The sequence below is a fragment of the Pseudomonas sp. TE3899 genome (assembly GCF_056279105.1).
On record NZ_JBWBQR010000001.1, the window covers coordinates 3,649,549 to 3,662,956 of the forward strand.

A 13,408-nucleotide genomic window follows, 5' to 3' on the forward strand; every position below is an offset into this window, starting at 1 on the left:
GCCCCTAGCCTTATAGAAAGGAAAGCCAATCGATGCCGCAGGTGGATCCCGAACTCTTCGACCGTGGCCAGTTCCAGGCTGAACTGGCCCTGAAGGCCAGCCCGATCGCGGCCTTCAAGAAGGCGATTCGCCAGGCCCGCGAGGTGCTCGACGGGCGCTTTCGCAGCGGCCGGGACATTCGCCGGCTGATCGAGGATCGCGCCTGGTTCGTCGATAACATCCTGCAAAAGGCCTGGGAGCAGTTCAACTGGAGCGAAGACGCCGACATCGCGCTGGTCGCGGTCGGCGGCTACGGTCGCGGCGAGTTGCACCCCTACTCCGACATTGATTTGCTGATCCTGCTGGACAGCGCCGACCACGAAGTTTTCCGCGATTCCATCGAACGTTTTCTCACGTTGTTGTGGGACATCGGCCTCGAGGTCGGTCAGAGCGTTCGTTCGGTGGACGAATGCGCCGTCGAGGCCCGCGCCGACCTTACTGTCGTCACCAACCTGATGGAGAGCCGCACCATCTGCGGCCCCGAGCGCCTGCGCCAGCGCATGCTCGACGTCACCAGCACCGCGCACATGTGGCCGAGCAAGGACTTCTTCCTGGCCAAGCGCGCCGAGCAGAAGGCCCGTCACCACAAGTACAACGACACCGAGTACAACCTGGAACCCAACGTCAAAGGCTCGCCCGGCGGCCTGCGGGATATCCAGACGATTCTCTGGGTCGCCCGCCGTGAGTACGGCACCCTGAACCTGCGGGCCCTGGCCGGCGAAGGTTTCCTGGTGGAGAGCGAAAACGCCCTGCTGGCCTCGTCCCAGGAATTCCTGTGGAAGGTCCGCTACGCCCTGCACATGCTCGCCGGGCGTTCCGAGGACCGCTTGCTGTTCGACCACCAGCGCTCCATTGCCGGGCTGCTGGGTTTCGAAGGCGATGACGCCAAGCAAGCCATCGAAAACTTCATGCAGCAGTATTACCGGGTGGTCATGAGCATTGCCCAGCTCAGCGACCTGATCATCCAGCACTTCGAGGAAGTCATCCTCGCGCCGGAAGATGAAGCGCCGCCGCAGCCGATCAATTCGCGGTTCCAACTGCACGATGGTTACATCGAGGCACGCAACAACAACGTGTTCCGCCGCACGCCGTTCGCCATGCTCGAAATCTTCGTGCTGATGGCCCAACAGCCGGAAATCAAGGGCGTGCGCGCCGATACCATTCGTCTGCTGCGGGAAAACCGGCACCTGATCGACGACGATTTCCGCAACGATATCCGCAACACCAGCCTGTTCATCGAACTGTTCAAATGCAAGATCGGCATCCACCGCAACCTGCGACGGATGAACCGTTACGGCATCCTCGGGCGCTATTTGCCGGAGTTCGGCTTTATCGTCGGGCAAATGCAGCACGACCTGTTCCACATCTATACGGTCGATGCCCACACCCTGAACCTGATCAAGCATCTGCGTAAGTTGCAGTACACCCAGGTATCGGAAAAATTCCCGCTGGCCAGCAAGCTCATGGCCAAGTTGCCCAAGCCCGAGTTGATCTACCTCGCCGGCCTGTACCACGACATCGGCAAGGGCCGCCACGGCGACCATTCGGACATCGGCGCCGTGGATGCCGAAGCCTTCTGCCAACGCCATCAATTGCCGACATGGGACAGCCGCCTGATTGTCTGGCTGGTGCAAAACCACCTCGTGATGTCGACCACCGCCCAGCGCAAGGACTTGTCCGACCCGCAGGTGATCCACGATTTCGCACAGATCGTCGGCGATGAAACCCATCTCGACTACCTGTACGTGCTGACCGTCGCCGACATCAACGCCACCAACCCGACGCTGTGGAATTCCTGGCGCGCCAGCCTGTTGCGCCAGCTCTACACCGAGACCAAGCGTGCCTTGCGCCGCGGTCTGGAAAATCCGGTGGACCGCGAAGAACAGATCCGCCAGACCCAGAGCGCCGCCCTGGATATCCTGGTGCGCGGCGGCACCGATCCGGACGATGTCGAGCAATTGTGGGCGCAGCTGGGTGATGACTATTTCCTGCGCCACACCGCCGGCGACGTGGCCTGGCACAGCGACGCGATCCTGCAACAGCCGGCCGATGGCGGGCCGCTGGTGCTGATCAAGGAGACCACCCAGCGCGAATTCGAGGGCGGCACGCAGATCTTCATCTATGCGCCGGACCAGCACGATTTCTTCGCCGTGACCGTGGCCGCAATGGACCAGCTCAACCTGAACATTCACGACGCCCGGGTCATCACCTCCAGCAGCCAGTTCACCCTCGACACCTACATCGTGCTCGACACCGACGGCGACTCGATCGGCGACAACCCGGCGCGGGTCAAGCAGATCCGCGACGGCCTGACCGAGGCCCTGCGCAATCCGGACGACTACCCGACGATCATCCAGCGCCGGGTGCCGCGCCAGCTCAAGCATTTCGCCTTTGCGCCCCAGGTGACGATCCACAACGACGCCCAGCGTCCGGTGACCGTGCTGGAACTCAGCGCCCCCGATCGCCCGGGCCTGCTGGCGAGGATCGGCACGATTTTCCTGGAGTTCGACCTGTCGCTGCAGAACGCCAAGATCGCCACGCTGGGCGAGCGCGTGGAAGACGTGTTCTTCATCACCGACGCCAACAACCAGCCTTTGTCCGACCCGTTGCTGTGCAGCCGTTTGCAGGATGCGATCGTCGAGCAGCTTAGCGTCAGCCACGAACCCGAGATCAAACTGTCGCGCATCAGCATCTGAACCAACATATTTCCCCTGTGGGGGTGGTTTTACTGCGGCGAGGGGGCTTGCCCCCGTTGGGTCGCGAAGCGGCCCCAAAACCTGCATCCGTAGTGTCTCAGACACACCGCATGCAATGGCTTTGCGACTGCTGCGCAGCCGAACGGGGGCAAGCCCCCTCGCCACACAAGCCCGCTCCCACATTAGAAGAGGCCCCGCATGAACAACGCTCTGAACCAGTTGCAGCCTTACCCGTTCGAGAAGCTCCGAGCCCTGCTCGGCAGCGTCACGCCCAACCCGGACAAGCGCCCGATCGCGCTGTCCATCGGCGAGCCGAAGCACCGCTCGCCAAGTTTTGTCGCCGAAGCCCTGGCCAGTAATCTGGATCAGATGGCCGTGTACCCGACCACCCTCGGCATCCCGGCCCTGCGTGAGGCAATTGCGGCCTGGTGTGAACGTCGTTTCAACGTGCCGAACGGCTGGCTCGACCCGGCGCGCAATGTGCTGCCGGTCAACGGCACCCGAGAAGCGCTGTTCGCCTTCACCCAGACCGTGGTCAACCGTGGCGAAGATGCGCTGGTGGTCAGCCCGAACCCGTTCTATCAAATCTACGAAGGCGCCGCGTTCCTCGCCGGGGCCAAGCCGCATTACCTGCCCTGCCTGGACGAAAACGGTTTTAACCCGGATTTCGACGCCGTTTCGCCCGACATCTGGAAACGCTGCCAGATCCTGTTCCTGTGCTCCCCAGGTAACCCGACCGGCGCGTTGATCCCGGTTGAAACCCTGAAAAAGCTGATCGCCCTGGCCGACGAACACGACTTCGTGATCGCCGCCGACGAGTGCTACAGCGAACTGTATTTCGACGAACAAACCCCGCCGCCAGGCCTGCTCAGCGCTTGTGTAGAACTGGGTCGCAAGGACTTCAAGCGTTGCGTCGTGTTCCACAGCCTGTCCAAGCGTTCCAACCTGCCGGGGCTGCGCTCGGGCTTCGTCGCTGGCGATGCCGACATCCTGAAAGGCTTCCTGCTGTATCGCACCTATCACGGCTGCGCGATGCCGGTTCAGACGCAACTGGCCAGCGTCGCCGCCTGGAATGACGAAGTGCACGTGCGCGCCAACCGTGCGCTGTACCGCGAAAAGTACGATGCGGTGCTGGAAATCCTCAGCCCGGTGATGGACGTGCAACGTCCCGACGGCGGTTTCTACTTGTGGCCGAATATTGAAGGCGATGACGAAGCGTTTTGCCGTGACTTGTTTGTCAAAGAGCATGTGACGGTGGTGCCGGGTTCGTACTTGTCCCGCGATGTCGAGGGTTTCAACCCCGGTGCCGGGCGCATCCGCATGGCCCTGGTTGCACCGCTGGCAGAGTGCGTTGAAGCGGCGGAACGCATTCGCGCGTTCATTACCCGCAAGTAACAAGTTATTGATTTCCTGCACGGTGCAATGCCGTGCGGGAACTTGCCAACATCAAGTAACAGCTCCAACCTTATTCAAACTTAACAAGTCAGTCTTTCTCGCTTAATCTTCCGTGGACCTGAACACCCAAAACAACTCAGGCATTCTTTTTAACTCACATGGAAGTTAGTCATGAACCGTAACCCTTGCAAAGTAATAAAGCCGATCAGTGATGAAGCATCTTATCTGGCCGCTATTACAGAAAACCCGGCCAACGAGAAAAAGTCCGCCCCGGGCGGGAGACGTAAACGTTCCGTTGGTGCTTGGAGCAAGTTCTGGGGAAACTACCGGACCCTGAACATCACTTTTCTCAATGAGGTGCCCCAATGCCTGCAAGATTCTATTGAAAGCATCATTCGGCAATGGCAGCCCAGCACAAACCTGACATTCACATTTGACGCGAGCCTGCCCGGCGACATCCGCATTCAGACAGGCACCGAGCACAACTCGTCTGCTGTTGGAAGCGATGCTTTAGGCATTCCGATAGACCAGCCTACCCTGACCCTGGCCACGCCTTCAGACGGCACCGATTTCGAAGCCACCGTGCTGCACGAGTTCGGACATGCCTTGGGACTCGAACACGAGCATCAGCACCCCAAGGCGAATATCCCTTGGGACAAACCCAAGGTTTACGAGTTTTATAAAACACTCGATAAATGGACCGAGGATGACGTCGATTTCAACTTGTTCCGCACTCTGCCCACTAACGGACTTCTTAGCGGTGCCTACGACAAGGAGTCGATCATGCACTATTCAATTCCCAACGAAATCACGCTGGGAGATTGGGAAGTAGGCTACAACACTCGCATCAGCAAACTTGACAGGCGAAACATGCGCAAGGCTTACCCAAAAGCCGAACAGCCGATCGATTAATAACAAACTTCACCCGCACCCGACTAAAACGCTTTGATACGCAGTCCAGACAATCAAGATTTAATCCAGGACCACGACACTTCAGATTGACCTGAATCTGATGCTCAGTGAAAAGGACAAGGCGTTCATGGCCGAGGCTTATCCTTGCCCGGACGCAAAGAACACAGGTTTTATCATCGAACCTGGACTTACTTGACCTGCCCAGGCTGGCCCGACCCACAATCAAGTCCTCTTATATGGAGAGGATTTGATTTCAATCTCGCCCATTGAGACAACAACCAACGAAACATGGAGGTTAATATGACCCTGCCTCTCCTCTGTACAGTGATACGACACGTCGACAAACAAGAAGCCTACGACACTGCCATTGCTGAAAACCCGGACAATGCCGGAAAAAAGTCATCCGGGGAACGCGGCAGACGTGCGACCGCCACTTTTCACAAACACTGGGCGTCGCACCGGTTATTGAGAATATCTTTTACCGACAACCCAACCGCCGAACTGCGCAATGCCATCGAACATGTAATTTGGCAATGGGATCAATACGTCAACCTGCTTATCGAGTTCAGCCCCGTGAATGACGGGGACATCAGAATCTCCACCAACACCTCTCGAAACGCTTCAAGCATCGGCACTGATGCGCTGCTTTTCAGAACGATGTCCAAGCCGACCATGTACATCGCCGTCAAACCTGCGGACGAGGGGTTTGAGGCCATGGTGCTGCATGAATTCGGACATGCCTTGGGACTGCTGCATGAACATTTACATCCAGAATCAAAGATCCCTTGGAATAAAGAAAAGGTTTACGAAGATTACGGCCGGGCACTCAATGTATCGAGAGATGAAATCCATCAGAATTTCTTTGCGACATATCCTCCAGCGTCCGTACGTCGAACGCCTTACGACACCACGTCAATCATGCACTACATGGTCCAAAAGGAATTTACCGACGGTGAGTTTGAAATTGTCCAGAACACAACGCTCAGCGAACTGGATAAAGAATTGATCAGTTCCATGTACCCCTACGAGCCTAATTAAGTTGCTACTTGAACTGTCCTGGCCTGGCTTCACTCAGCTCCACCTCACCCAACACCTCGCACAATACGCCCGCGCCGGTTTGCACCAATGGCACGGGCTCTCCTCCGATCGGGCGTGACCCGCCGACCCGCATCAGCGGGATCAGACAGGTATCCTTGAAGTGCCATATTTGCCGCCTAGACTGCTGGCAGGCCCGTGCAGCCCGCAACCCCACATCAGGTTTTGCGCTTTAACCGGAAGGCCATGGCATAATCCGTCACCATTTTTTTCCAGCACCTGTAAAGGGGGCAATTCCTTGACCGTTTCAAGTAAAACGTTGCACCTTTTCGGCATCAAAGCCTGCGACACCATGAAAAAGGCGCGCACCTGGCTCGATGAACACGCTGTCAGCTATGACTTTCATGATTACAAGACGGCCGGAATCGACCGTGAACACCTGAGCCAATGGTGCGACGAGCACGGCTGGCAAGTGGTGTTGAACCGTGCAGGCACGACCTTTCGCAAACTCGACGACGAACGCAAAGCCGATCTCGACCAAGCGAAAGCCATCGAACTGATGCTGGCACAACCCTCGATGATCAAGCGCCCGGTGCTTGATCTCGGTGACCGAACCCTGATTGGCTTCAAGCCAGATATCTACGCGGCCGCACTCAAGTAAGGCAGCCCGTTCCTTTTTGTTAGAGGTCTCAACATGTCCAATTCCCTGTTCAGCCTGGCCTTCGGCGTCGGCACTCAAAACCGTCAAGGCGCCTGGCTGGAAGTGTTTTACGCACAGCCACTGCTCAACCCGTCGGCCGATTTGGTCGCGGCCATCGCGCCAGTGCTGGGTTACACCGAAGGCAACCAGGCCATCGCGTTCACCACCGCCCAGGCTTCGCAACTGGCTGAAGCACTGAAAAGCGTCGATGCCGGCCAGGCTGCATTGCTGACCCGTCTGGCCGAAAGCCACAAGCCGCTGGTCGCGACCATTCTGGCCGACGACGCTCAACTGACCTCCACGCCTGAGGCTTACCTCAAGCTGCACCTGCTGTCCCACCGTCTGGTCAAGCCCCACGGCCTGAACCTGGCCGGTGTGTTCCCGCTGCTGCCGAACGTCGCCTGGACCAGCCAGGGCGCCATCGATCTGGCCGAACTGGCCGAGCATCAACTCGAAGCCCGCCTGCGTGGCGAGTTGCTGGAAGTGTTCTCGGTGGACAAGTTCCCGAAAATGACCGACTACGTGGTCCCGGCCGGCGTGCGTATCGCTGACGCGGCGCGTATCCGCCTGGGCGCCTACGTGGGCGAAGGCACCACCGTGATGCACGAAGGTTTCGTCAACTTCAACGCCGGCACCGAAGGCCCGGGCATGATTGAAGGTCGCGTCTCGGCTGGCGTGTTCGTCGGCAAGGGTTCGGACCTGGGCGGCGGTTGCTCGACCATGGGCACCCTGTCGGGCGGCGGCAACATCGTGATCAAGGTGGGCGAAGGCTGCCTGATCGGCGCCAACGCCGGTATCGGTATCCCGTTGGGCGACCGCAACACCGTTGAGTCGGGCCTGTACGTGACCGCCGGCACCAAGGTTGCGCTGCTGGACGAGCACAACAAACTGGTCAAGGTGGTGAAGGCCCGTGAACTGGCCGGTCAACCTGACCTGCTGTTCCGTCGCAATTCGGAAACCGGTGCCGTGGAATGCAAAACCCACAAATCGGCCATCGAACTGAACGAAGCGCTGCACGCTCACAACTAAGCAGAGCGTTCGACGATACCTGCGCCCTGCCCTTGTAGGAGCAAGGCTTGCCCGCGAAGGGGCCTTTGAGGCCGCCAAAAGCTTCGCGGGCAAGCCTCGCTCCTACAAGATCAAGATCAAGATCAAGATCAACATCAAGGTCAAGGGCAAGGTCAGGCGTTCCCCCCGCCCATGTTTACCAGGGCCCGATAGCATGATGATTCCTTCTCCCTGGCGCGCCGATTTTCCGGCCATCGCCGCTCTGCAACGGCAAGACCAGACCTACCTGGACAACGCCGCCACCACACAAAAGCCTCAAGCCCTTCTGGATGCCCTGGCGCATTACTACGCCAATGGCGCAGCCAACGTGCATCGGGCGCAACACTTGCCCGGCGCCCACGCCACCCAGGCGTTCGAGGACAGCCGCAACAAAGTCGCGCAATGGCTCAACGCGGGCGATTGCGGGCAGATCATTTTTACTCACGGCGCGACCTCCGCGCTGAACCTCCTGGCGTATGGCCTGGAACACCTATTCAACCCGGGCGATGAAATTGTCATCAGCGCTCTGGAGCATCACGCCAACCTGCTGCCCTGGCAGCAACTGGCCCTGCGTCGCGACTTGAAACTGGTGGTATTGCCGCTGGATGCCAACGGCGTGATCGACCTCGCAGCCGCCGCGCAACTGATCGGCCCGCGCACCCGTTTGCTGGCGGTCAGTCAGCTGTCCAACGTGCTCGGCGTCTGGCAGCCATTGCCTGAGTTGCTGGCAATGGCCAAGTCGCACAACGCCCTGACCGTGATCGATGGCGCCCAAGGCGTGGTCCATGGTCGTCATGACGTGCAGGCGTTGGGTTGCGACTTCTATGTATTTTCCAGCCACAAGCTCTACGGCCCCGATGGCCTGGGCGTGCTGTTCGGGCGCAATACAGCCCTTGAACAGCTGCGACCGTGGCAATTCGGCGGCGAAATGGTGCTGGACGCCAACTACCACGACGCCCGCTTCCGCCCGGCGCCGTTGGGTTTCGAGGCCGGTACGCCGCCGATTGCCAGCGTGATCGGCCTTGGGGCGACCCTGGATTACCTCTCCGGCTTGGATCAAGACGCTGTGTCTGCCCACGAAGCGGCGCTGCACGACTATCTGTTGAAAGGCCTAGAGGCGCGCAACGGCATTCGCCTGCTGGGCAAACCGCAATTGGCACTGGCCAGCTTTGTCGTCGAAGGTGTGCATAACTCGGATCTGGCGCATCTGCTGACCGAACAAGGGATCGCCGTGCGCGCCGGTCACCACTGCGCCATGCCGTTGCTTAAAAGCTTCGAATTGGCCGGGGCGATTCGGGTGTCGTTGGCGTTGTACAACGATTCCGAGGATCTGGAGCGGTTCTTTGAAGCGCTGGATCAGGCGCTGGAGCTGTTGCGATGAGTATGCCGGCCGATGCCGTTACGGCACTGGAAGCCTTTCAGCAGGCCGGGAGCTGGGAACAACGGGCGCGCCTGCTGATGCAATGGGGCGAGCGCCTGCCGGCGTTGAGCGATGTGGATAAAGTCGAGGCTAACCGGGTGCATGGCTGTGAAAGCCAGGTGTGGCTGGTTGGGGCATTGCAGGATGGACATTGGCAGTTCGCTGCGAGCAGCGATGCGCGGTTGATTCGCGGGTTGGTGGCGTTGCTGCTGGCCCGGGTCAATGGGTTGTCGGCGGTTGAGTTGCAGCAGGTGGATTTGCCGGATTGGTTCAATCAGCTTGGATTGAGCCGGCAGTTGTCGCCTTCGCGCAGTAACGGCCTCAATGCCGTGTTACAGCGGATGAATGAGTTGGCTGCGCCCTTGTAGGAGCGAGGCTTGCCCGCGAAAGCGGTGTGTCAGGTACGACGCCTTCGCGGGCAAGCCTCGCTCCTACAGGTTTTGTCAGGTCATGGAGGTCAGGCAGGTTTGATGCGATCCGCCGGGCGCCGCACACCCGCCACAATCTTATCCACAGCCTTGGTCGCCGCGACCATGCCGAACGTCGCTGTCACCATCATCACCGCGCCGAACCCACCGGCGCAGTCCAGTTTCACGCCATCGCCGACAAAACTCTTCTGCAAGCAAATGCTGCCATCCGGTTTCGGGTAGCGCAGTTGCTCGGTGGAGAACACGCACGGCACGCTGTAATGGCGGGTCACGGTGCGGGAGAAGTTGTAGTCCCGGCGCAGGGTTGAGCGCACTTTCGAGGCCAACGGGTCGTTGAAAGTGCGGTTCAAGTCGCAGACTTGGATCAGCGTCGGGTCAATCTGCCCGCCCGCGCCACCGGTGGTGATGATCTGGATCTTGCGCCGCTTGCACCAGGCGATCAGCGCAGCCTTGGCATTCACGCTGTCGATGCAGTCGATCACGCAATCGATGTTCGGCGTGATGTACTCGGCCATGGTCTCGCGGGTCACGAAATCCGCCACCGCGTGCACCGTGCAATCCGGGTTGATCCCTCGCAGGCGCTCGGCCATCACCTCGACCTTGGGTTTGCCGACAGTGCTGTCCAGCGCGTGCAACTGACGGTTGGCGTTGCTGACGCAGACGTCGTCCAGGTCGAACAGCGAAATCTCGCCCACACCACAGCGGGCCACGGCTTCCGCCGCCCAGGAACCGACGCCACCGACGCCGACAATCGCCACATGGGCCGCGCGCAAGCGCTCCAGGCCTTCAATGCCATACAACCGAGCGATGCCGGCAAACCGCGGATCTTCTGTACTCATGACCATTACCCCAAAAACCGGCGCGCATTATAGGGCCACGCAGCGACAAGTTCTAAGCTACAAGCGACAAGTGTAAGAACTTATGTGAAAGCGGATTGCCCAACGTCAGACTTTTCGCTGCCGCCTGTACGGTAAGCGGAAGCACGGTGTAGGATGCGCGCCCCTTGGCAGCATGCCGACCGTTCCTTCGTTCCACAGCCTCTGGAACCCGAAAAAGCTATGTCATCGCGTAAATTTGGACTCAACCTGGTCGTGGTGCTTGCCATCGCAGCCTTGTTTACCGGCTTCTGGGCGTTGATCAACCGCCCGGTCACCGCCCCCAATTGGCCTGAACAGATCTCCGGTTTTTCCTACTCGCCGTTCCAACAAGGCCAGTACCCGCAGAAAGACCAATACCCGTCCGACGATGAAATGCGTCGCGACCTGGAGATCATGAGCAAGCTGACGGACAACATCCGCACCTACTCGGTCGATGGCACGCTGCAGGACATCCCCAAACTGGCGGAAGAGTTCGGCCTGCGGGTGACCCTGGGGATCTGGATCAGCCCGGACCAGGAACGCAACGAACGCGAGATCCTGCGCGCCATCGAACTGGCCAACACTTCCCGCAGCGTGGTTCGCGTGGTGGTTGGTAACGAGGCGATCTTCCGTAAGGAAATTACCGCAGCGGAACTCAGCGTCATCCTCGACCGCGTGCGCGCCGCCGTGAAAGTGCCGGTGACCACGTCCGAGCAATGGCACGTCTGGGAAGAACACCCGGAACTGGCCAAGCACGTCGACCTGATCGCCGCGCACGTTCTGCCTTACTGGGAATTCGTTCCGGTGGACAAGGCCGGCCAGTTCGTCCTCGACCGCGCCCGGGACCTGAAAAAGATGTTCCCGAAAAAACCGCTGCTGCTGTCGGAGGTTGGCTGGCCGAGCAACGGCCGCATGCGTGGCGGCACCGATTCGAGCCCGGCGGATCAGGCGATCTACCTGCGCACACTGGTTAACAAGCTCAATCGCCAAGGCTTCAACTACTTCGTGATCGAAGCGTTTGACCAGCCGTGGAAGGCCACGGACGAAGGTTCGGTGGGCGCTTACTGGGGCGTGTTCAACGCCGCGCGTCAGCAGAAATTCAACTTCGAAGGCCCGGTCGTGGCGATCCCGCAGTGGCGGGTACTGGCGATCGGCTCGGCCGTGTTGGCGCTGTTGTCCCTGACCTTGCTGATGATCGACGGCTCGGCCCTGCGTCAACGGGGCCGCACCTTCCTGACCTTTATCGCGTTTTTGTGCGGTTCGGTTCTGGTGTGGATCGGCTACGACTACAGCCAGCAATACAGCACCTGGTTCAGCCTGACGGTGGGCTTCTTGCTCGCCCTCGGTGCGCTCGGGGTGTTTATCGTATTGCTGACCGAAGCCCATGAACTGGCCGAAGCGGTCTGGACCCACAAGCGCCGGCGAGAATTCCTGCCGGTCGTGGGGGATTCGGACTACCGACCGAAAGTCTCGATTCACGTACCGTGCTACAACGAACCGCCGGAGATGGTCAAACAGACCCTCAACGCCCTGGCCAACCTCGATTATCCAGACTTCGAAGTCCTGATCATCGACAACAACACCAAGGACCCGGCGGTCTGGGAACCGGTGCGCGATTACTGCGAAACCCTCGGTCCGCGTTTCAAGTTCTTCCACGTCGCCCCGTTGGCCGGTTTCAAGGGTGGCGCGCTGAATTACCTGATCCCGCACACCGCCAAGGATGCCGAAGTGATTGCGGTGATCGACTCGGACTACTGCGTCGACCCGAACTGGCTCAAGCACATGGTGCCGCACTTCGCCGATCCGAAAATCGCCGTGGTGCAATCGCCACAGGATTATCGCGACCAGAACGAAAGCACCTTCAAAAAGCTGTGCTACGCGGAATACAAAGGTTTCTTCCACATCGGCATGGTCACCCGTAACGACCGTGACGCGATCATCCAGCACGGCACCATGACCATGACCCGGCGTTCGGTGCTCGAGGAGCTTGGCTGGGCTGACTGGTGCATCTGTGAGGACGCCGAGTTGGGTCTGCGCGTGTTCGAGAAAGGCTTGTCGGCGGCGTATTACCACACCAGCTACGGCAAGGGCCTGATGCCGGATACCTTTATCGACTTCAAGAAACAGCGTTTCCGCTGGGCCTATGGCGCGATTCAGATCATCAAGCGTCACACCGCCAGCCTGCTGCGCGGCAAGGACACCGAGCTGACCCGTGGCCAGCGTTACCACTTCCTCGCGGGCTGGTTGCCGTGGGTCGCGGATGGCATGAACATCTTCTTCACCGTCGGCGCGCTGTTGTGGTCGGCGGCGATGATTATCGTGCCGCAACGGGTCGATCCACCGCTGCTGATCTTCGCGATCCCGCCGTTGGCGCTGTTCGTGTTCAAGGTGGCCAAGATCATCTTCCTGTACCGCCGTGCAGTTGGGGTCAACCTGAAAGATGCGTTCTGCGCGGCATTGGCCGGGCTGGCGTTGTCGCACACCATCGCCAAAGCGGTGCTGTACGGCTTCTTCACCAGCAGCATTCCGTTCTTCCGTACGCCGAAAAACGCCGACAACCACGGCTTCTGGGTGGCGATTTCGGAGGCGCGGGAAGAGGTGTTCATCATGCTGCTGTTGTGGGGCGCTGCGCTGGGGATCTTCCTGGTGCAGGGCCTGCCGAGCAACGACATCCGCTTCTGGGTGATCATGTTGCTGGTGCAGTCGCTGCCGTACCTGGCGGCGCTGATCATGGCGTTCCTGTCTTCGCTGCCGAAACCGGCCGCCGAGGCTGAGCCGCTACCAGCCGTCTAAATCAGTCCAGATGCACTAAACGGCGGCCAATGGCCGCCGTTTTGCTTTAAGATAACCGCCATTTTGCGCGCCCAGCCTAACCCCCG

Annotated in this window: 10 protein-coding genes; 9 read left to right on the forward strand and 1 reads right to left on the reverse strand. The window is 59.7% G+C overall.

The features are described from left to right. Positions 1-32 precede the first annotated feature (32 nt). The 8 genes from ACZ89E_RS16790 (at position 33) to ACZ89E_RS16825 (ending at position 9,612) form a co-directional block, all read left to right on the forward strand. Positions 33-2,735 (forward strand): [protein-PII] uridylyltransferase, encoded by a 2,703-nt coding sequence (locus ACZ89E_RS16790; RefSeq protein ID WP_476256086.1) that lies wholly within the window; start codon positions 33-35, stop codon positions 2,733-2,735. A gap of 198 nt (positions 2,736-2,933) precedes the next feature. After that, positions 2,934-4,130 carry a succinyldiaminopimelate transaminase gene (gene dapC, locus ACZ89E_RS16795; RefSeq protein ID WP_463259524.1) on the forward strand — a complete coding sequence of 399 codons (1,197 nt, stop codon included), beginning with the start codon at positions 2,934-2,936 and terminating at the stop codon, positions 4,128-4,130. 171 nt (positions 4,131-4,301) lie between these two features. Beyond that, on the forward strand, positions 4,302-5,042 hold the full coding sequence (locus ACZ89E_RS16800; protein WP_476256087.1) for a M12 family metallopeptidase: 741 nt from the start codon (positions 4,302-4,304) through the stop codon (positions 5,040-5,042). 300 nt (positions 5,043-5,342) lie between these two features. Continuing rightward, positions 5,343-6,080 (forward strand): M12 family metallopeptidase, encoded by a 738-nt coding sequence (locus ACZ89E_RS16805; RefSeq protein WP_476256088.1) that lies wholly within the window; start codon positions 5,343-5,345, stop codon positions 6,078-6,080. 295 nt (positions 6,081-6,375) lie between these two features. Then, positions 6,376-6,738 carry an ArsC family reductase gene (locus ACZ89E_RS16810; protein WP_123597057.1) on the forward strand — a complete coding sequence of 121 codons (363 nt, stop codon included), beginning with the start codon at positions 6,376-6,378 and terminating at the stop codon, positions 6,736-6,738. A 33-nt stretch (positions 6,739-6,771) separates the two neighbouring features. Further along, positions 6,772-7,806, forward strand: coding sequence for a 2,3,4,5-tetrahydropyridine-2,6-dicarboxylate N-succinyltransferase (gene dapD / locus ACZ89E_RS16815; protein WP_149657386.1), 1,035 nt, complete (start codon positions 6,772-6,774; stop codon positions 7,804-7,806). Between the two features lie 193 nt (positions 7,807-7,999). After that, positions 8,000-9,205 carry an aminotransferase class V-fold PLP-dependent enzyme gene (locus ACZ89E_RS16820; RefSeq protein ID WP_149657387.1) on the forward strand — a complete coding sequence of 402 codons (1,206 nt, stop codon included), beginning with the start codon at positions 8,000-8,002 and terminating at the stop codon, positions 9,203-9,205. Beyond that, positions 9,202-9,612: a SufE family protein gene (locus ACZ89E_RS16825; protein ID WP_149657388.1), complete on the forward strand. Its 411-nt coding sequence runs from the start codon at positions 9,202-9,204 to the stop codon at positions 9,610-9,612. Before ACZ89E_RS16820 ends, ACZ89E_RS16825 begins: the two co-directional genes overlap by 4 nt. An 89-nt stretch (positions 9,613-9,701) precedes the next feature. Here ACZ89E_RS16825 and tcdA read toward each other — a convergent pair whose 3' ends face one another. After that, the gene (tcdA, locus tag ACZ89E_RS16830; protein WP_173860471.1) at positions 9,702-10,511 is read right to left on the reverse strand and encodes a tRNA cyclic N6-threonylcarbamoyladenosine(37) synthase TcdA; all 810 of its coding nucleotides are present in this window, start codon (positions 10,509-10,511) and stop codon (positions 9,702-9,704) included. Between the two features lie 219 nt (positions 10,512-10,730). On the opposite strand from tcdA, the gene ACZ89E_RS16835 reads away from it, so the two are divergent. Then, on the forward strand, positions 10,731-13,322 hold the full coding sequence (locus tag ACZ89E_RS16835; RefSeq protein WP_463259519.1) for a glycosyltransferase: 2,592 nt from the start codon (positions 10,731-10,733) through the stop codon (positions 13,320-13,322). The last annotated feature ends 86 nt before the right edge of the window (positions 13,323-13,408 follow it).